The organism is Bacteroides faecium (genome assembly GCF_012113595.1).
GTDB classification, from domain to species: domain Bacteria; phylum Bacteroidota; class Bacteroidia; order Bacteroidales; family Bacteroidaceae; genus Bacteroides; species Bacteroides faecium.
Map to the genome: position 1 here is coordinate 91,994 of NZ_CP050831.1, position 21,242 is coordinate 113,235.

Annotated in this window: 18 protein-coding genes; 5 read left to right on the top strand and 13 right to left on the bottom strand. The window is 40.6% G+C overall.

The genetic code is table 11. The features are described 5' to 3' along the window. Positions 1 to 34 precede the first annotated feature (34 nt). Positions 35 to 2,131 (bottom strand): BT4734/BF3469 family protein, encoded by a 2,097-nt coding sequence (locus BacF7301_RS00370; RefSeq protein ID WP_167959460.1) that lies wholly within the window; start codon positions 2,129 to 2,131, stop codon positions 35 to 37. 137 nt (positions 2,132 to 2,268) lie between these two features. Here BacF7301_RS00370 and BacF7301_RS00375 point away from each other — a divergent pair, with 137 nt between their 5' ends. Next, positions 2,269 to 2,706, top strand: a complete 438-nt coding sequence (locus BacF7301_RS00375; protein WP_167959461.1) for a DUF6078 family protein — start codon at positions 2,269 to 2,271, stop codon at positions 2,704 to 2,706. 351 nt (positions 2,707 to 3,057) lie between these two features. On the opposite strand, the gene BacF7301_RS00380 is transcribed toward BacF7301_RS00375, so the two are convergent. From BacF7301_RS00380 to trxA, 9 genes are all read right to left on the bottom strand, one after another. Next, entirely contained in the window at positions 3,058 to 4,398 is a 1,341-nt protein-coding gene (locus BacF7301_RS00380; RefSeq protein ID WP_167959462.1) for an HlyD family secretion protein, read from the bottom strand. Between the two features lie 23 nt (positions 4,399 to 4,421). After that, a complete protein-coding gene (locus tag BacF7301_RS00385; RefSeq protein WP_167959463.1) occupies positions 4,422 to 6,626 on the bottom strand; it encodes a peptidase domain-containing ABC transporter in 2,205 nt (734 codons plus the stop codon). Positions 6,627 to 6,772: 146 nt separating this feature from the next. After that, positions 6,773 to 7,975 (bottom strand): glycosyltransferase, encoded by a 1,203-nt coding sequence (locus BacF7301_RS00390; protein ID WP_167959464.1) that lies wholly within the window; start codon positions 7,973 to 7,975, stop codon positions 6,773 to 6,775. Then, positions 7,972 to 9,435: a TlpA family protein disulfide reductase gene (locus BacF7301_RS00395; protein WP_167959465.1), complete on the bottom strand. Its 1,464-nt coding sequence runs from the start codon at positions 9,433 to 9,435 to the stop codon at positions 7,972 to 7,974. Before BacF7301_RS00395 ends, BacF7301_RS00390 begins: the two co-directional genes overlap by 4 nt. A 115-nt stretch (positions 9,436 to 9,550) precedes the next feature. Continuing rightward, a complete protein-coding gene (locus tag BacF7301_RS00400) occupies positions 9,551 to 9,835 on the bottom strand; it encodes a hypothetical protein (protein ID WP_167959466.1) in 285 nt (94 codons plus the stop codon). Positions 9,836 to 9,920: 85 nt separating this feature from the next. Further along, a complete protein-coding gene (locus tag BacF7301_RS00405; RefSeq protein WP_167959467.1) occupies positions 9,921 to 11,489 on the bottom strand; it encodes a vitamin K epoxide reductase family protein in 1,569 nt (522 codons plus the stop codon). 18 nt (positions 11,490 to 11,507) lie between these two features. Continuing rightward, positions 11,508 to 12,146, bottom strand: a complete 639-nt coding sequence (locus BacF7301_RS00410; RefSeq protein ID WP_167959468.1) for a glycoside hydrolase family protein — start codon at positions 12,144 to 12,146, stop codon at positions 11,508 to 11,510. A 313-nt stretch (positions 12,147 to 12,459) separates the two neighbouring features. Further along, complete coding sequence (locus tag BacF7301_RS00415) at positions 12,460 to 12,795, bottom strand: hypothetical protein (protein WP_167959469.1); 336 nt, start codon at positions 12,793 to 12,795, stop codon at positions 12,460 to 12,462. 41 nt (positions 12,796 to 12,836) lie between these two features. Further along, positions 12,837 to 13,151: a thioredoxin gene (gene trxA, locus BacF7301_RS00420; protein ID WP_167959470.1), complete on the bottom strand. Its 315-nt coding sequence runs from the start codon at positions 13,149 to 13,151 to the stop codon at positions 12,837 to 12,839. Positions 13,152 to 13,566: 415 nt separating this feature from the next. On the opposite strand from trxA, the gene BacF7301_RS00425 reads away from it, so the two are divergent. Next, a complete protein-coding gene (locus BacF7301_RS00425) occupies positions 13,567 to 14,658 on the top strand; it encodes an NAD(P)H-dependent flavin oxidoreductase (protein ID WP_167959471.1) in 1,092 nt (363 codons plus the stop codon). A gap of 92 nt (positions 14,659 to 14,750) precedes the next feature. Here the strand turns inward: BacF7301_RS00425 and dnaE are convergent, their stop codons facing one another. Further along, positions 14,751 to 18,557 (bottom strand): DNA polymerase III subunit alpha, encoded by a 3,807-nt coding sequence (gene dnaE / locus BacF7301_RS00430; protein WP_167959472.1) that lies wholly within the window; start codon positions 18,555 to 18,557, stop codon positions 14,751 to 14,753. A 161-nt stretch (positions 18,558 to 18,718) separates the two neighbouring features. Between dnaE and BacF7301_RS00435 the strand changes: the two genes are divergently transcribed. From BacF7301_RS00435 to BacF7301_RS00445, 3 genes are all read left to right on the top strand, one after another. After that, the gene (locus BacF7301_RS00435; RefSeq protein WP_167959473.1) at positions 18,719 to 19,405 is read left to right on the top strand and encodes a phosphatidylserine decarboxylase family protein; all 687 of its coding nucleotides are present in this window, start codon (positions 18,719 to 18,721) and stop codon (positions 19,403 to 19,405) included. A gap of 10 nt (positions 19,406 to 19,415) precedes the next feature. Continuing rightward, positions 19,416 to 20,123, top strand: coding sequence for a CDP-diacylglycerol--serine O-phosphatidyltransferase (pssA, locus tag BacF7301_RS00440; RefSeq protein ID WP_167959474.1), 708 nt, complete (start codon positions 19,416 to 19,418; stop codon positions 20,121 to 20,123). A 67-nt stretch (positions 20,124 to 20,190) separates the two neighbouring features. Continuing rightward, entirely contained in the window at positions 20,191 to 20,496 is a 306-nt protein-coding gene (locus tag BacF7301_RS00445; protein WP_167959475.1) for a DUF4834 family protein, read from the top strand. A 44-nt stretch (positions 20,497 to 20,540) separates the two neighbouring features. Here BacF7301_RS00445 and BacF7301_RS00450 read toward each other — a convergent pair whose 3' ends face one another. Continuing rightward, entirely contained in the window at positions 20,541 to 20,978 is a 438-nt protein-coding gene (locus BacF7301_RS00450) for a nucleoside deaminase (protein WP_167959476.1), read from the bottom strand. 4 nt (positions 20,979 to 20,982) lie between these two features. Then, positions 20,983 to 21,216, bottom strand: a complete 234-nt coding sequence (locus tag BacF7301_RS00455; RefSeq protein WP_167959477.1) for a hypothetical protein — start codon at positions 21,214 to 21,216, stop codon at positions 20,983 to 20,985. Positions 21,217 to 21,242 lie beyond the last annotated feature (26 nt).

Sequence of the window (21,242 nt, forward strand, 5' to 3'; positions counted from 1 at the left end):
TGCAGATGCAGTATCTGCAACACATCCGTTTGCTTTATGAAAGCCTGGCAACATGATAGACAGTACCGCTACGTACACGTCTCGACGGTATTTCGTGTTTGCGGAGTATTCGTCCGAATACACTCACCCGCTTGTTTGATAACGGTATGGCACTGTTTTTCTTTATATCTTCCAGAATCTCTGCCGGCGAAAGCCATTCACCGTCCTCTTCTTCCTTGACCGGACGAAAATACCGGTAAAACAACTGTTCTTCAAGTGAAACTTGCTCAAACTCACGATTATTCTCCATCATAATCCGTTCTTCAGCCTGATCAAACCAGTAACGTTCACCATGATCGAGTTCATACATAGCCTGTGCATAAAGTTGGTCATAATCTATCGCCTTGTTTGTGTCTATCGTCCCACTCACTTCGATACAGATAAAACGGCGGCTTCCCGAAGGGTCGGTCAGCAAATCTTTCTGGTTACTCGTTGCGATAAATGAAGCATAACGGCGCATTTCCAATACAGCGTTGCCATAACGTTTGCGCATATTTATAATCGGTTTCTGGAGGATATGCTTCAGGAAACCTTGTTGAGTGGCACTAATCTGGTCGAATTCATCAATGTTGATGAGTGCAAAGCGATTGAGATAAACTTCGGCATCTCTCTTCTGTGAAAAGTCAATGCTGTCCGTATAATATGCACGTATAGCAGGCGGAATGATACTGCGGCAGAAAGTCGACTTACGGCAACCTTGCACACCTACCAATAAGGGAGAAACATTGTTCGCATATTTTTTATCCGTTCCACGCCAGTGAACAACCATATTGAGAAACCAGCGGTGAAACAGTTCCACCCAATGTTTGTTGTTGCAGGGCACAGTCTGCGCCAGTCCGCGGATACGGTCTTTGCCGTCCCAAGCGGTAAGATGATAAAGGAAGTCTTCCAACGGATTGAATACAGGGATGCGGTTGGAGTAAATATACCGGCTGATATCCCTGTCCCATAGCGGAATACCTTCGGCTTGCGCATCCAGCGCGATACTGTTCAGCACCCGTTTGTCGATTGCGTTGAAATAAAAGCGGAATGAGTTCCGCTCGCGGTATTCTACTTCGCCCACTTGGGTATTGTAACGGAATTCATAACGCCGCTTCATAAACTCCTCTGTTTGCAGTGACAGGAACTGCTCTTTTCCTAAACTATTTTTCTTTCCGAAGCCTTCCTGTTCGCTATATACATTTTTGACCAATTGGCGAATAAGTGTTTCTTCCCGATGTAAGTAATAGTGAAAGATAGTACGTTTCACCGTTTCTTCTTCGGGAATGCCCGAGTGGAAGCAGTTGACGGCCAGTTGTGTCACTACAGCCTGAAAGTCTGCATCTCTTTGGAGAGCACCTTCATCTTCCGCTCTGTAGATTTCTTCATGCGTCTTTCTCAAAGCCGCTTCAAAAAGCATGAATATGGCACGTTCCGTATCATACCCCGGCACAGCTCGTGTCAACGGAGACTTTTCCGAATGCACTACTTCCCGATAAGACAGTTCTTCGGGCATCCCTCCCGGCTGCGACAGATAAAACGGAACGGAATCCGGTCTGTACATAAGTTCCGGATCGTATGATAATCGTGAATATTGTTCCAGAGCAGGTTCTTTTGATAAAATATTGAACGGGATTTGGGGCTGGTAACATTTCACAGCCAACCGATAAGCATGTGCATGAAATATTTCCGCTTCCTCTCTTTTCTGTGGAAGCGAACTATCGGGACGGGTAAATCTCGTCCAGATTTTCACTGTCCGCCCGCTGGATCCGGTAAAAGCGCAGTAGGTTTGCGGTTGTTCCCAAGCCAATTGTTTTACCAGCGAAACTTCCGATCTGCCCGATAGCGGGCCGACTGTCAGCTCAACTATTCCGTTATAACTTTTCAATTGTTTTCCACCTTCCGTCCTGCGAAATTCCGCAGCCGGAAGAATCTTTGGCAACTTGTCGGCCTCGTAGCAGCGTGAGTCGGGCAGGGAATATCGCAACACTTCTCTGAAAGCCGATACTGGCTGCATTTTAGTTTCAGTCCGTGTTTTTTCTATCCACGTTTCCATATCCATTGTAGTCAGCGCAGTAGTTTTATCCTTGTCTCTTAACTGAGTAATCTTCATTATCTTATTTGTTAATAATATTCTGCTAAGTTAGCTATATTTGTTTGCTCATGCAAATAAACACGATATTTTATTCTGTTTATCCTTTTTATCCTTACATTTGTAGAATTTTAAAATAATAAAACCGATAAAAAGCAATGAAAGAACCGTTCGATTACTCCTTAGTCCCCTATACTTTCGGTATGTGTGCAGCCGAAGAATGCCCGCGTGCCGCAACTTGCCTGCGGCGGATTGCCTTAGAGTATGCTCCGGCAGAGCGTGTTTTCCTGTCGATGATGAATCCCAAGCGGCTGAAAACGATGAAAGGCACGTGTGATTATTACCGCTCCGATGAGAAAGTACGTTATGCACGTGGCTTTATGCGTACGATTAATGCACTTACTGTTCGTGCGGCAGATACTTTCCGCTATCGTATGATTGAGTATATGGGTAGAAAGAACTACTATTTGAAACGTAGAGGAGAAATGAATCTTACTCCGGCAGAGCAACAACGGGTTATCACCATAGCCAAAGAGCTTGGTGTCATTCAACAAGAATACTTTGACGGTTACGTGGAAGAATATAACTGGGGCTAGTCTCGTAAATCTCCTTTGCAAGAAAACAACAGCTAGGAGTGTCCCATAGTTTCCATACTAAGAAACTACAGTATCTATAAGCAGATACTCCCGTTTCCATACTTGGATACTCCAGTTTCCAGGCTGGAAACGGGAGTTTCGACGCTGGAAATCATCTCTTCGGATATAGGAACAAAACTTACCGTCCGGTGGAAAAATATTTTAGGCTTATATTGTGTTGCAGATAAAGGTATCTGCAACCTATCTGCAACAGGTATCTGCAACGCTATAATCAGCTATATATCAATTCGTTATTTCGATTTTGTTGCAGATGGCAGATATTTTTTCATTTTTCAAACTTTATAGTAGAGATTATTTAATATGCTCTTTCAACATTTTAATAGGGGCAAACAACCTTTCTATCAATCTCATATCTTCCGTAATAATCTCGGCACTCCCTTTCAGTTCTCTACTAATAGGAAGTTCTTTATCATAATTAGTGCGTAACCCCTTAGGGAACTCAATGTCTACCACATACTTCGCTTCTTCTGTCGGTACAGGAGAAACATTGATTACCTTTCCTTTCACATAACCAAACTCATGATCCGGATAGTTATTCAAGCGAACATTAACTTGCTGTCCAGCTTTTACTTTGCCCGATCCTTGAACGGGAAGTAATGCCCTGCCTACAGGCAGTGAATCCACTCTAGGAGCAATGACAAAAAGGCTTTCACCAGCAGTCATATACTGGTTATCACTCCATACACTCATAAAAGTTAACTTTCCGGATATGGGAGCTACCAGCAGATAATGTTGCTCCCATGAAATAATGCCTGCCTGCAATTGCTCAGTTGCATTTTTCAGGTTAAGCGCATACTTTTGCTCTTCCGTCAAAGCCTGATGATGAAGATCGAGCAAAGTTCCCTTGTCCTGTTCAATCTGTATTTCAATCTGGGATAAAGACATACACATCCCTTCATGAGTCTGACGATGCTGCAAATAATTGCGTTGCGCTTCATCATATTCGTTATCCATGATTACTTTTCGTGTGTACAAAATAGAATCGCGACCATACATACGTTTTGCCAGCACTTGATCTTGCGCTGCCAACAGGTATTGTTTTTTCGCCAACCGGTAATACTCTTTTCTATTGCTCAAGTTCTTTTGGCTGTTTTCCAGTTTTCTATTATAATAATCTTGCCCGACAAATTCCACATATTCATTCAGTGCTAACACAAATGCAGCATAGATTGCCTGTACTTCTCCCAGTTGAAGATACCGCCCGTCAAAAAGCCGCTTCCCTTCACTTAACAAGTAGTCTTTTGTTTCCCACTGCCTCATTCGTTCTTTTACCCAAAGTACATCTTTGGTTTTAGCCGCGTTTTCTATTACGCCCAATATGGTTTCTTTTTCTACTTCTCCACCGTTAGATATACGGAGTTCTTCCAGTCTCCCTGCTGCTTTCGTCACTATATATACAGGAGGAGTTTGTGTACTCACTGTTATTTCCGCTTCTACTATGTCCGGATACTTGAAAAGATAACTACCGACCAACAGAACGACAACGATACAACATAAAACAGTGATTCCTTGACGAAGTATCCATGAAGGCACATGATTCATCACCTCCTGCACTTCTTCACTCCGGAGTTCAATTTCTTTATATTTTTTCGCTTCTTCTTTAATAATCTTTGTATCGTTTTCCTCTTTCATGTATTTTCTCCCTTTCTCAATCCTTATTGCCCGAGTTCCAGTTGGTTCTTCACCAAGTTAAAATACAATCCTTGCTTCTGTGCCAATTCCTGATGACTCCCCTCTTCGACAATTCTGCCTTTTTCTAATACCACTATCTTATCCGCATGTCTCACAGTACTCAATCGATGGGCTACAACCACCACAGTTTTACCTTTGTAAAAATCGTTCAGATGTTCCATTATTTCTTTTTCATTATTGGCATCCAATGCATTAGTAGCTTCATCAAAAAACAAATATTCAGGATTTTTGTAGACAGCTCTAGCTATCAAAATGCGCTGCCGCTGCCCCTGACTGATTCCATTGCCTTCCATACCAATTTTCGTATTGTATCCTAATGGAAGAGAATCGATAAAATCACGAATATTAGCTACCGTAACGGCATGCCGGAGATGTTCGATGTCAATCTGATCTTCACCGACAGCAATGTTCTGTGCGATAGTATCGGAGAAAATAACTCCATCCTGCATCACCGCTCCAGTGCGGGCACGCCACAAATGAGGGTTAATAGTATTCAAAGGAGTTTCTCCGATCGTAATCCTCCCTTTATTCGGCTGATAGAATCCAAGTAGCAGTTTAAGCAGCGTTGTTTTTCCGCTACCACTTGCTCCTACAATGGCTGTGATTTTCCTCTCCGGGATTGTCAACTTCATATCCTTCAATACATAATCCCTGTCGGCGCCATCATAACTAAAACATAAATCTTCTATCCGTATCTCGCGCCTTTCGGACAGTACTATCAGTTTTGAATCTATATCCTGTTCCTCGTCTTTTCTACCATGTACCTCATTCAAGCGCTCCAAACTGATTTTAGCATCCTGAAATTGTTGAACAAAACCTATAAAGGAACTTATCGGACCGGAAAGTTGCCCGATAATATACGTCAATGACATCATCATACCAAGTGTCATTTCTCCTTCCACCACTGATTTGGCTGCAATGAATGAAATGACGATGTTGGTCGTTTGGCTAAAGAAAACGGATCCCACCTGTTGAACTTGTCCTAACGCCAATCCTTTCACACTGATTTTGAATAACTTTACTTGAATGCGCTCCCATTGCCAACGTTTCTGTTTCTCACAGTTATTCAATTTAATCTCCTGCATGGCGGTGATTAACTGTATCAGGCTACTCTGTTCTCCTGCTGCCTGTGCAAAACGCCGGATATCGAGTTCTCGCCGGTATTTCATAAAGAGCAGAATCCAGCAGACGTATAAAGCATTACCAACTAAAAAGATTGCCAGAATCCCTAAATTATAATACGCCAACACGAAAGAAAAGACAAAGAAATTGACAAACGAGAACAATGTACTGATAGACGATCCTGTCAGAAATGATTCAATACGCCCATGGTCACCGATTCGCTGCATGATGTCGCCAATCATTTTCGTATCGAAATAATGAAGTGGAAGTTTCATCAGCTTGATAAGGAAATCGGAAATCAACGCTATATTGATTCGTGCATTCATGTGAAGCATGATCCAACTGCGAATAAAGCCAACAGATAATTGAGAAACCGAAACGACCAGTTGTGCAACCAATATCAAAGTTATAAAGGACAGATTACCTCCATGAATACCGACATCGACCAATGACTGCGTTAGAAAAGGAGCTATTAATTGTAGTACACTGATAACCAACATCCCCAAGATAAGTTGCAGTAACTGTTTCTTATAAGGAGTCAAATATTTCAAGAAAAAAGTCAAACTACGCTCCCCTACTCTTTTCTCATCTTCCGCATCATAAAAATCTGGCGTCGGGTCCAATACTAAAACTGCCCCTTTTTCTTCTCCTTCCATTTTTGTGGAAAGCCAACATTTCTTAAATTCACTTTCTTGATAAGTCACCAATTGACTGGCGGGATCTGCTATAGAAATATGGTAGCCACCTTTCTTCTTACGGATGTCATAACAAACTACAAAATGATTCTGATTCCAATGAAGAACGCATGGAAGAGGAACATCTTCCACCAATTGTTTGAATGAAATCCGTACACCGGAAGTCCGAAAGCCGATAGATTCTGCCGCATCGCTGATGCCAAGCATCGAAACTCCTTCACGAGTGATGAAAGAATGCTCACGAAGTGTCTGAAGCGAATAAGTCCTACCATAGTATTTCGCTATCATACGCAGGCACGTCGGTCCGCAATCCATGGCATCCCGTTGAAGAAAATGGGGAAAACTCTTCATTACTTTCTTCTATTTATAGAAACAAAAATCGGCTTTTCAATAGTAAATTAGTAACTGAAAAAGACGAATACTACATTGACAAATATAAACTAACATCCAAACATTAATTAGAGCTATTTGTATATTACGGCCAAAAACTTATGTTCTCAAATTCCATCAATTAATTTTTGATAGTTCTTTTTCATTCGTCGGATACCATAAATCGAAGAAGCTAATTCCCTCTCTGTTATTTTCAACTTTGCACACAAAATTTCAGATTCGATTAAATCCAACACTGCTTTAGCCATATTTTGAATATACTCTTTGTCTGTTTTTCGATTCCCAATCGAAGCAACCTTTGCATTTATACCATCATGGAACATATCAACCACACCAAAGCCATCAGAAGAAACAATCGGTAATCCTGCTTGCATCATTTCTATACCGGCATAGCTACATTGCTCAGAGTATGAAGATATCACTCCAATATCCGATATACGATACCACTTCCTTAAATGTTCCGATTCAATATGCCCAAGATATGTAATTCTTGACGAAACATCTCCATAAGAAGTTAAATCAACTATAGCCCCGGCAATTATCAATCTGGCATTGGGTACTTTTTTTAGAACTAAGCGGAATGCTTCTATCAATGCCGAAAAGCCTTTCACTTTTGTGGTTCGTCCCACAAAAAGAAGAACTTTCTCTGCTTTATCAATATTGACAGACCGACGTAAGCAATCTTTATCCAAGAATTTCATATTCTTTTTTCGTAATCCATTCGGTATTAATCTGATTAACTTTTCATCAATCTTGTATATTTCCTTCAATACATTGAAAGTACTTAATGACAGACAGACTACAATATCAACCATATTGCACATTTTTTTCTCTTCTTCAAACGCATTAATCAGCCAACGCTCCTTTTCGGAAACATCATCTCCTGAAACTTTAATCGAAGCTTTCCATTCCTTTTTGTCACCCAAACAAACAGATGTCCACGACAGATCATGAATAATATACATAATCTTAGATAATGGGAAAAACTCCCGGATTAATTGTAGAAAAGCAATACAAGGAGAGTAGTTTATCAGAAAAACATTATTCGATGAATCTTTTATATATAATCGAAAAAAACGGATAGCAACTTCAGGATGAGTCATAAAATTGCCGGAAGGAAAAACAGGAAAACGCATTTCGCTTATTTTGTCTCCTTCTTCTATAGAAAATTCTGATTGTTCAGAATTAAAACTAACAAGACAGATATTCGTATCCATTCGCTCTACACAAAAAAGAAACTCTTGAAGGAAAGTTCCTATGCCATTCTTGAGAGAACTTCTAGATTCATCAATAATATATATATTCTTCATTTCTTTTTGGGTGTTAAATATTTATCCAGTTCCAATTTCAATTCATCCGGCTTGTCAGGTCTGGGCAAGTTTGCATTTATCACTTTCCCGGTCGGGTCAATGAGTATATACCGCGGAATCAGCATTGTTTCTTTTCCGTCAAAAACTTTTTCTTTTATATCTTTTATCAGGCTTTCTGAAGCTCTCAAGTGAAAACCGGACATTTCATTCACTACACTTTCCCAAACTTTTTCCTGTTCTCGTTTATCTATTGAAATAAAAATCGACGTAACATTCTGATAGCTATTCAATAATTTATGTAAGTCTTCTAAGTAGCGAAATTGCAATCTGCACGGTGTACACCAAGTAGCCCATAAATCAATCAAAAGTGTTTGACCTTTTAGTTCTTTAATGTTCGTCAAGCCGTGTAAGCTCTTAATGGGTTCTTTTATCAAAACCGGTTTTTCTCTTATTCTCTTCTCTTGCTCTTCTTCTACTGCGAATTTTAGCATAATAGACATAGCTTCGCTTTCCGGAAAGTTTTCACTCAGATATTCGTATAATTTTAAAAGACTGATTTCTTTTGTCTTAAAGTAGTGAGTAAATAAAAAAACATCAAACAGCATTTGATACTGCACTTTGGGAGGAGACAATAGCCAGTGAGAATATGGACCGAAAGTTTCTTCAGCAAACTTTCCTAATAATAGTTTTTTTTCCATATTATCTAACTTATCATATATACGGTGATAATAAGAGGATATATAAAGAGAAGAAAATTTTATAGGCAACACGTCGTCCACATGCAATGATAGATATATGGAGTCTTTTAATTGATCTATCCTCTTTAGTTTCTCCGACCCCAGTGAATCTGTCATTGACTTTATTTCCAATTCATCTAAAGTTGTGTTGGCTAAAGTCGACCTCATATAATTATTGAGTAACGTTGAAAAGTCCTCAGATATCAGCTTATCGGTGGCCATTCGCTCTATTTTTGCAAGAGTTTCAGTACTAAAAGGTGAATGCGCCACTCTGTTCAGGGCAATAGATAAATCTTCATTCTGCTTTAAAGCATCATTGATAGCACCTTTAATTTGTTGTTGAAAATTCCAACCATCTCTAATCCTTCCATTATTCCAATATTGGTTACCTGCCGCATTGTCGCCTTCAAATGTTATTTTTCCATCCAGATAGTTCACAATAACGGAATCTGACTCAAAGACATAAAATTCCACCTTTCTACCGGATGAATACTCACAGGAAACAGAACCATAGTCGCCCGGTGACAAAAGGTAACACACTTCTTTATGAGGAAATAATGACAGGGCAGCATTTACATACAAGGAGTTATACATACCTGATATCGGCCTTTTCACCCGCACAGTTATCTCTTGATCAGTCTTGAAGACGATAACACTTCCATTGGAGTAACTTTTTAATGATATTAAAAAGAAAGAAAATAAAAATATTAACTTGGTATTCATAGAATATAATATTAGTTGAAGTCATTATTACTTTACGATTTTGGCATGCCTTACAACCTATTCTCCATATACAACCTTGGAATTAAGTACAGGCATGCCAAAGTCTTTTTAACAATTAGTTTGTTCTGCAATTAGAGCAATTAACTGTATCATATACCGCACAATATCCGCTAGACAACTTGATATATGCGTCCATTGCACTTTTGGCTTGTATTCCCGTACTATATTCAGCAGGAGGAATCTTGCCTTGATTATCCAATTGACCAGATTTAGGCTGTGTACAGACACAGTCACAAGTCAACAATCCAGAAGAGCCTGAACCACCGAGAACCTGCTTCATTTCAGAAGCATCCATGACTTCAACTTTGTCATGTACTAAAATCCTGTTTAGAGTTTTCATCTTAATTACATTTAAATGAGCCACAGATTATTGCAATAATCAGCTTCATCATTGCCTATTGTCCTGCAGCATAACAATAGTTATTTCAATCAATTGATTGCATTTCATTTATTTTATAACCTAAATCTTGTATGCTATATTCTGGAGGTAACTTATAACCATTTATAAGTATGACAGGAGTTGCTACAAGCCGATTGTGCATTCTCCAACGAAAATGGTTGTCTATTTCTAACTGTATATCCTCAGTATTCAATAAGAAATCGTATCGTTCAAAAAATGCTAATGGACGATATTTTTCTTTTTCGAACCAATCACTATAAATTGTGGTAGCTTGTTTTCTGTCACTTTGAAAGTAAGCTGCAATCAGAAATCTATTACTTAGCAATAATTCATTACTAAAAGCTGAGAAAATGTATTGTATATAGATTCTATTTCCCTCTTTTTCCAATAACTCATTTAGTTGTTTGTGAACCTCAGCACAGGGCTCACAGTGCGGATTGGTTAAAACTGTTATGCCAATTTGGGCATTCGGATTCCCCCAAATAAGATTAGAATCCGATCTATTTACGGAATAATATGGTTGTTTTTTTAATAAAGTCTCAAATACCCCATCTTTCATTTTAAATTCATTCAATAACCAAGCCTTAGTCCTATATTTATTTCTATCAGATAAAAGCCTCGCTAATAAATTTATAATTAAAAAAGGAAATAAATAGATTGCTGAAATAACTAAAATGTGGTCGAAGAATACATCACATAGAACGAAATTGTTTACAAGTATATTAACAGCGAAAATACACCATAATATGACTTGTACAATTACGCAAAGCACACACCATTGTTTTATCTTTTTATATTGATACCAAATACTCCATAGTGTATAAGGTAAGGTACACATATTTATTAAAGCCAAATAAGTAATCATTTTCGGCAAAAACAATAATATAATCATATTGGAAACAAAATAGCCGAAGCCAATCTCACTCCAACTAAATATATCCATTATTTTTGCAGCTTTTGAATCTGTTACATTACTACAATCTTTTTGATGAAATAGAGAGCAAAACTTATTCGCATATTCATTTGAAATATGTAATTGTTTCAAAAGCAATAGATAGCTGCATACTCCCCCAGCCAAGTTCAAGAAAAACAGAATAGCTTCCTTAAAAGAATAGAAACTCCAATTTTTATATATAGTACTACACAAAATAGCACAAACAATTAATCCTATAAGCAGATTGCATCCTTTAGAAATCAGTTCACTAAGCCTATGTTTCCAATATTCAGGTTCTACAGACATCAAATCCGGCTCTGCAATCAAAGCGGCTCCCGACCATTGTTCTTTGAACTCGTTCATCGTCACACTAGAAAATACCCCATTTCGCATAAGACATACTTTGCCATCTTTCCTCTTTATGTGATTAACTACAACAAAGTCCTGATCTAATTGTGCCACAAAAGGAATGCTTAGCCTATCAATATCTTTATCACTAACCCGTACTCCTACATTAGTCACATGATATTCTTCCAACATCTTAGAAATCCCATATAAACTATATTTATACGGATGATTCATATAAATTTCATTAGAAAACTGATTTGTATGTCTGACTCCTAAGCTCTTTAAGAAAGACTTCAATATATTTTGTTTCATAGTATATCGCTCCACATTTCAAAGAAATTTCAAACCAGCACTCCAAGACAATGCCTCTTTCTCCATATTATCTTCACTTATTATTTTATCTAGAACTCTGGAATACGGATAGTGAACATTTTTTCCTTGCATAAAATCCAATAGAAGTCTCATACCTTCACCTGCAAATCCCAAACTATCAATACATTTTTTTTCAATGTCTGACAAATAAGCTGTATCAAACGGGGTTCCTTTCTCACGTGGTGATAATAAACGAGCTAAAACATAAAAAGCCAAACCTTCGAATCCTTTATGAAAAGACATATCATCTATACGCTGAACATCTTTCTCCATAATTCTTTTATCTATATCCAACAAGATTTCATCAGTATCCCCCTCTATGAATTTTTGTTGTACCAAATATTCTATTCCCCATCCAATACCAATCAGTCCATCACCAAATCCCCATGCGGTATCAAAAGTTATACTTTGACAAATTTCATCCAGAAGTTCTCCGGCAAAATCCTCATACAGTCTATTATCCGTATGATGAGCATAGCGGAAGAATAAAATTACTGTGCCCATCTTGCCTTTACATATCCCTATATTTCGTTCAAAACTACTATATAATAATTGATGATGAACAATTTGATTTAATGGTTGCCATGTGTGTTTCATTGTGTTCGAAAGTTTATTAGTATTCCTTAATGTTATAAATACACAGTAATTCTTCTTATCCCCACAAGGGAAATTATCTTATAACATAATTTAATAATGCAATTTATACTATTTATCAGCAGTTCTTTACAATGCATTAATGAGATAATGATATTGTCAGTCTACATGAAAAGTATTGTTCGTATAATCCCGCGCATAAATCATCTTATTTAAACGAAACTTATTTATACAGTCGATAAAAAGGATGAAAGCCTGAAAGATTTTCATCTTTCAGGCTTTCATCCTTTTTATCAACTAATGAAACTAGATTTCTTTAATCCACCTGCCCCAGAGAGTTTCCATATTCCATTTCTCCCTGAACCACAAAAAGAATCTCTTCAGGATCGTATTCTCCTTGCCCGTCACTCTTAGCTTCTTTCACAATGTAATCCACAATCGCTTCCAGATCAATGACAACGTAACCGTCGGCATCGGGATTAGAATCGAGAACACCACTTTCAGCATAATATTCGTCGATCAAGTCGATGAAGTAATACAACTCGTCGTCCACGAATTTCTCCTTCAGTTCCTGAGGCAGATAGTTTTTGATAAACTCGACGGTCTTTTCGTCGTCAGCATCCGCCATAAAAAAATCTTCTTCCAGTCCCATGATAATTTAAGTATTAAGTGATAAGTATCAAATATTACCGCTTAGAGCAGTTTCTTCACTTTTTCTGCAAATACAGGTTTGCCTACGGCACCTACCTGCTTGTCTACAATCTCACCATTCTTGAAAAACAGTACGGTAGGAATGTTACGGATACCATATTCGGCAGCCACATCACCATTTTCGTCTACATCGCATTTGCCGATGATTACTTGTCCTTCAAACTCTGCTGCCAGTTCTTCGATAATAGGACCCACCATTTTACAAGGGCCGCACCAAGGAGCCCAAAAATCTACAACAACCGGTTTGCCTTCTGCAAGCACCTCTTTATAGTTGCTGTCTGTAATTTCAAAAGCCATTTCTTTAAGTATTAATTATTAAACTATATTTTTGCATTCAACTGCGCTACAAATATAATCAAATTATTCCATTTGGTTATATCCGCAGGCATTTTTAAGAGACGCAACCTGAAAAGAGAAAATGCTAATAAATAACAATTATCGCTTTTTACAAATAAATCGTGAATTTAAAATTGTAGTTTCCGCCTATTGTGTTACCTTTGCCACTGTTTGAGTTACGAATCGTTATCGCTTAGTTCTTCTTTTTATATCCTTTTATAAAGCAGACCTCTCCTTTAATTATCTCCCTCATTCTTTTTTTAGTATTCAATTAATTATTTTTTTAAATGAACATTTACATTTCAGGAGATTGCCGGACGAATAGAATACCGGAAGTATATGTATCCACTTATTGTCTTATCACAACATCAATTATATGAAACCATTTTTTATTGGAAATATAGAAATAAAAACACCTATCATACAAGGTGGAATGGGAGTCGGAATTTCATTATCCGGCCTGGCGTCAGCCGTAGCCAACGAAGGCGGCATAGGTGTTATTTCATGCGCAGGCTTAGGTTTGCTATACCCGAAAGGGAAAGGTAGTTACACCGAGAAATGCATTTGCGGGCTGAAAGAAGAAATCCACAAGGCACGGCAGAAATCAAAAGGAATCATCGGGGTGAATATCATGGTGGCATTATCCAATTATGCCGAAATGGTACGCACTGCCATAAACGAGAAAATAGATGTAATCTTTGCCGGAGCAGGATTACCCCTTGACCTGCCCCTATACCTGACACAAGAAAGCAAAACGAAACTAGTTCCCATCGTATCTTCTTCAAGAGCTGCCAGGGTTATATGTGAGAAATGGCTGAAGAATCACGATTATCTGCCTGACGCCATCGTAGTGGAAGGTCCCAAGACCGGCGGGCATCTGGGATTCAAGAAAGAGCAGTTGCAAGATGAGAAATATGCTCTGGAAGCATTGATACCGGAAGTGGTAGCGATTGCATCGAGCTACAAAGAAAAAAAGAATATCCCTGTCATTGCCGCCGGCGGAATCTCCACAGGCGAAGATATTGCGAGGTTCATGCAATTGGGAGCCTCGGCTGTGCAGATGGGAAGTATTTTTGTAACTACACTGGAGTGTGATGCTTCGCAGACCTTCAAAGAAGTGTACATCGACTCTAAAGCCGAAGACGTTCTCATTATTGAAAGCCCCGTAGGAATGCCCGGAAGAGCTATCAACGGAGAATTTATACGTAATGTAGAAAAAGGACAGGAAAAGCCCAAGTGCTGCCCGTTCCATTGCATCAAGACATGCGACTATCAGAAGAGTCCTTATTGCATTATCAAGGCATTGTACAACGCAGCCAAAGGAAACATGAAAAGAGGATATGCATTTGCCGGAAGCAACGCCTTCCTCTCTGATAAGATACGCAGCGTGAAAGAAGTGATAAACACATTAGATAATGAGTTCCTGCTGGCAAGCAGCCGATTGGCTCCAATGAAAATAAGGAGCTGAAAAAGAAATAATAGATTGAAAAAGAGTATGCCTTTCTTATGTCAAGGTATACTCTTTTTTGTTTTAACAAGCAAGTCCGGATGGACACCCAATCAATTGATATGAAATCCCAGTTCGGGACGGTCTTTTAAATAGGTAATTAACTCACGGCCTACCGAAAGCTTGATCGGGCGGGAAATCAAATCGACCGACACACGATTGACATCGACATCATCCGTCACCTTGAAATAGAGTTCTGTATTGCCCGGATGCTCTTTAGTCAACGACGCAAGCTCCTTGATTAAAGCGGAGTTCAATACCGACAGAGGTATCATGATTGTTATTTTCTGTACGAGTTCATCCTTCACGTCCGGGAGAAGTTCCATAGAAGTAATTTTCACTTCCAGCTCATCCTGCCGCCATTGTTTTGCCTGACAACGGGCTTTGATATACAGGAAAGTTCCTTCGTTGAGGTATCCTTGATAAGTCACCCAGTCATTTCCCCAAAATGGGATTTCGGTAGAACCGGAATAATCCTCTATCTTGGCGATGCCGTAAGGGTTTCCATTCTTGCTGATTCCACGACGAACACTGGTCACAATTCCGCCCATCGTTATTTCACGACCGACAAGCGCAGCCTTATCTTCCAAATCTGCCATACGCGTGTTGCAGACATGATCCAGTACAATCACAAATTCATCCAACGGGTGGGCAGACAAATAGATACCTACCAAATCACGTTCACGGTTCAGACGGTCAAGATCGTTCCAGCGTTCCACTCCTTGCGGTATTTCAGGAGTTGCCACGTCAATCACGTTATCACCGCCAAACAGAGAGTTGACCGCAGCCGACTTATCCGCCTGATAACGGTTACCATAGCGCATCAGGGTTTCAAGGAAGACTTCCCCTTTGGAGTTGACGGCGAAGTATTGTTCGCGTTTCAGTTCCGGGAAACTGTCGAAACCACCGGCCAAAGCAAGACATTCCATATTCTTCTTGTTGCAGGCATTCAGGTTGACACGCTGTACAAAGTCGAATATTCCGGTGAAAGGGCCGTTCTTCTCACGTTCTTCCATAATACTTTGCACGGCGGCTTCGCCTACTCCTTTCACAGCACCGAGCCCGAAACGGATATTACCGTCATGGTTTACGGTGAATTTCAAGTTACTCTCATTGACATCCGGGCCCAAGGTCAGAATACCCATCGCCTTACATTCGTCCATCAGTTTCGTGATGTCGGTAATGTTAGACAAACTTCGGCTCATTACAGCCGCCATATATTCGGAAGGGTAGTTCGCTTTCAGATAAGCTGTCTGATAAGCTACCCATGAATAGCAGGTTGCGTGAGATTTATTGAAAGCGTAGGACGCAAATTTCTCCCAGTCCGCCCAAATCTTTTCAAGGACTTTCGGATTGTGTCCATTTTTTCGACCGCCTTCGATAAATTTAGGTTTCATGTGATCCAGCTTGTCACGCAGCTTCTTACCCATCGCTTTACGAAGAGCATCGGATTCACCACGGGTAAAATCCGCCAGCAGACGTGACAAAAGCATCACCTGTTCCTGATAGACCGTGATGCCATACGTATCACTCAAGTATTTCTCCATTACCGGAATATCATACTCAATCGGCTTGCGTCCGTGCTTACGGTCGATAAAATCAGGGATATAATCCATCGGTCCCGGACGATAGAGAGCATTCATGGCAATCAAATCCTCGAATGTAGAAGGCTGCAATTCGCGCAAGTACTTCTGCATACCGGCAGATTCAAACTGGAATGTACCGATTGTTCGACCGTCACTATATAGTTTATAGGTCGCGGGGTCACATATATCTATGCTATCTACATCAACTAAGATGCTACGGCTCAGGCGGATATTTTCAACGGCTTCTTTTATGATGGACAAAGTTTTCAGTCCCAGGAAGTCCATCTTAATCAATCCGGTATCCTCGATCACCGAGCCTTCATATTGCGTGACGAGCATCTTTTCACCCGTCTCTTTATCATCGGCAGTGCTGACAGGCACCCAGTCGGTTATATCATCACGGCAGATAATCGTACCACAGGCGTGTACACCCGTACCACGGACATTACCCTCGAGCATCTTGGCATACTTGAGCGTATCCCGCACCAATGGGTCCGGCGATACTTCGGCCGCCTGCAATTCGGGAACATATTCGATGGCATTGCGCAGGTTCAGCTTCTTGTCGGGAATCTTATCCGGCACTAATTTTGCCAGGCGGTCGGATTCGGAAAGAGGAAGTTTCTGTACACGAGCAACGTCCTTAATCGCCAGCTTCGTAGCCATCGTACCATAAGTGATGATATGGGCTACCTTTTCCTGTCCATATTTATTAGTTACCCAACGGAGCACTTCACCACGACCGTCATCATCGAAGTCCACATCAATATCGGGCAATGAGATACGGTCAGGATTCAGGAAACGCTCGAACAGCAAGTCGTACTGGATAGGGTCGATTTTCGTAATACCCAGACAGTAGGCCACTGCCGAACCGGCAGCCGAACCACGCCCCGGCCCTACTGACACTCCTAACTCTGTACGAGCCGCATTGATAAAGTCCTGCACAATCAAGAAGTATCCGGGAAAACCCATCGTTTTCATGATGTACAACTCGAAGTTCAGACGTTCCTTGACTTCTTCGGACAGCGGGTCACCATATATCCGCTTCGCTCCGTCGAAAGCTAACTTGGCAAGATAGTCTCCCTCGAGTTTGATACGATAGAGTTTATCATAACCTCCCAAACGTTTTATTTTATCTTTCGCATCCTCCTCACTCAAAACGACATTTCCATTTTCGTCCTGCGTAAATTCATCGAACAGGTCTTTTTCCGTTAGCTTTGCCCTGTATCCTTCTTCCGTTCCGAAGTCTTCGGGAATGGCGAAAGTAGGCATGATAGGTGCATGGTCGATGGAGTAATATTCTACTTTATTGAGGAGTTCCAATGTATTGCTCAGTGCTTCAGGCACGTCTGCAAAGAGTTCATTCATCTCTTCACGCGTCTTCATCCACTCCTGTTTTGTGTAAAGCATACGGCCCGGATCATCCAGGTCCTTGCCGGTACTCAAGCAAATCAGCCGGTCGTGCGCTTCGGCATTTTCTTCGTCCACGAAGTGAACGTCGTTCGTACAAATCAGTTTGATGTTGAACTTCTGCGCATACTCCATCAAGTGTTTGTTCACATTCACCTGCAATGGGTAACATTCGTGATTGGCACGGGGAACAGTCGCCTTATGACGTTGCATCTCAAGATAGAAATCGTCACCAAACAAGTTCTTATACCATTGTATAGCTTCTTCAGCTTCTGCAAATTGCCCGGCAGTAATCCGTTTCGGTATTTCACCACCGAGACAGGCAGAACATACCATCAGTCCTTCATGATACTTTTCAAGTTCGCTGCGGTCTGTACGCGGACGCATATAGTACCCTCGCGTCCATGCGTGCGATACTAGCTTAATAAGGTTATGATAACCTTTCTCGTTCTTTGCCAGTACGATCAGGTGATAACCGCTTTGGTCGGGTTTTCCCTCTTTCAGATCCATCGTACGGCGCGCCACATACATTTCACAACCGATGATGGGTTTGAAGAGTTTGTTTTCCGCTTCTACTATCTTGGCTTTGCAAGCGGCAATCTCCGCTTCTTTATCTTCACATTCTATCGTACCGGCCTCGATTCCCGCTATTCGCTTCTTCAAGTCTTTGATTTCACCTTTCGGGCCGCTATTCTTTTTATTGACGTAGTTCGTAAATTCCTTGATACCGAACATATTTCCATGGTCGGTCACAGCAATACCCTTCATTCCATTCTTCATTGCTTTATCGACCAGACGAGCGACGCTTGCCTGACCATCCAAGAGAGAATATTGGGTATGGACATGTAAATGAACGAAATCCTGCATAATGATAAGTAGTTAAATTGAAGGCATAAAATTACTACCTCTTGGGTTATAAACAAAAATAATCCTCAAAAAGTTATCAACATTCGCATTTCTATGCCCATTTACTTGCTGATATTTTAAATTAAGTATATTTTTGCAGTCAATATCATTAAACAGCATTCATGAGCCGACTAAAGAAATTGAAGAAAATACGTATTCACCGTGAAGGAACACATATATTATGGGCTAGCTTCTTGCTATTGCTATTGATTAATGCCGCTCTTTATTGGGGAATCGATTGCAAAATTCCATTTTATGTGGTAGCAGCAGCAAGTATTGCAGTCTATCTGCTAATGGTGAATTTCTTCCGTTGTCCGATCCGTCTCTTCGGGCAGGACACTGAGAAAATAGTCGTTGCACCTGCCGACGGGAAAATCGTCGTAATCGAAGAAGTCGATGAAAACGAATATTTCCATGATCGCCGTTTGATGATTTCTATATTTATGAGCATTGTGAATGTTCACGCCAACTGGTATCCGGTGGACGGCACTATCAAGAAGGTGGCTCATCACAATGGTAACTTTATGAAAGCCTGGCTGCCGAAAGCCAGCACAGAGAATGAACGTTCTACGGTAGTGATTGAAACACCGGAAGGTGTGGAAGTGCTCACCCGCCAGATAGCCGGTGCTGTGGCACGCCGTATTGTAACCTACGCTGAGGTAGGCGAAGAATGTTATATCGACGAACACATGGGATTCATCAAATTCGGCTCCCGTGTGGATGTATATTTGCCCATTGGTACAGAGGTCTGTGTCAGCATGGGGCAATTAACGACCGGTAACCAAACGGTTATCGCCAAACTTAAATAATTCTGTCACAATGACAAACGTTATTAAAAACAGTATCCCGAATACCGTAACCTGCCTGAACCTTTTCTCCGGTTGTATTGCTTGCGTCATGGCTTTTGAAGCAAAATACGAACTGGCACTGCTTTTTATCGCTTTAAGCTCTATCTTCGATTTCTTCGACGGACTGTTGGCACGTGTGCTCAACGCTCATTCCGTCATCGGGAAAGACTTGGATTCGCTGGCTGATGATGTCAGCTTCGGCTTTGCGCCTTCAGTGATTGTATTCTCTTTGTTTAAAGAGATGTACTATCCGGCAAATATGGAATTTATAGCTCCCTACTTGCCTTATGCGGCATTTTTGATTTCCGTATTCTCTGCTTTGCGCTTGGCAAAGTTCAATAATGATACCCGGCAGACAAGCTCTTTTGTCGGCCTTCCTGTTCCTGCCAATGCTTTATTCTGGGGCTCTTTGGTGGCAGGCACACATGACTTGCTGATTTCCGAAAGCTGCCATCCTGTCTATCTTTTTATACTCGTTTGTCTGTCTTCATGGTTGCTGGTATCCGAAATACCGATGTTTTCCCTGAAATTCAAAAGCCTGTCATGGGCTGACAATAAAGTCAGTTTTATTTTCTTGATTATTTGTATTCCTTTACTTGTTTTCCTGGGAATCAGTAGCTTTGCAGCCATTATTGTATGGTATATTTTACTTTCACTTTTTACAAGAAAAAGTAAATAAACAATCTCTTGGCACGTTTGTTGTACTATGAGTTTTATCAAAGTTACAATATAAAAATCATAGCCCGATGCATATACTTTTATTTATACTCATCTTTATTATTGCCATTGTCGTATTTGGTCTTTCGATTGTAGGATTTCTGCTAAGAGCCATATTCGGGATAGGGCGTCGTTCGTCGTCATCGTCGTCGCGTCCGAAGCAAGCTGAATCAGGACATGGTACCACGGGACAACAGAGTTACAATCAGGGAACACAGAACCCGGCGGATAATGAAGAAGAGATATATTCGGAGAATGTATCGGGAAGAAGGCACAAGAAAATATTCACGCAGGATGATGGTGAATATGTGGACTTCGAGGAAATTAAGGAATAGTGATTAATAGCTGCACTACATAGTTTAATCACTTACGTCATCACTTATCTCCGTTTCGCAGCAAAAAACTCTTTCATAAGCGTGGCACACTCGTCAGCCATCAGTCCTTTAACAACAACAGTTTTAGGATGCAGAGCCGAACCGGCATATTTCTGATAACCACGTTTCTCATCTTCGGCACCAAATACAAGTCTGCCTGTCTGTGCCCAGGCAATAGCTCCGGCACACATCACGCAAGGTTCAACGGTGACATACAGGGTGCATTCATTGAGATATTTACCACCAAGTACATTGGCTGCAGCAGTAATCGCCTGCATTTCGGCATGAGCCGTCACATCATTCAATGTTTCTGTCAGATTGTGAGCACGTGCGATAATCCGCTCTTTACAAACCACGATAGCTCCCACGGGAACTTCTCCCCGGTCGGCAGCTTTACGCGCCTCTATCAAAGCTTGTTTCATGAAGTAAGTATCGTCCAGCATATTCTTATCGTCTCATATCGTGTTCACCGAAAAGGGTGGGATAATCTTCTTCCATATTCTTATGGATAAACATGAGAATGGTTTCACGAAGCCAACGTGACTTATTCGATATCTTGTATTTTTCAAGATAACGATCAACTATCAGTTGCTCTTCGTCGCTCAACAAAATGCTCATCCGTCGTTCTCTTTTGGTACACTCGACGTGCATTTTCAGGCACTTCTTATTCCTTTTTCTCATATCTTCTGCAAAATTACTTTTACTTC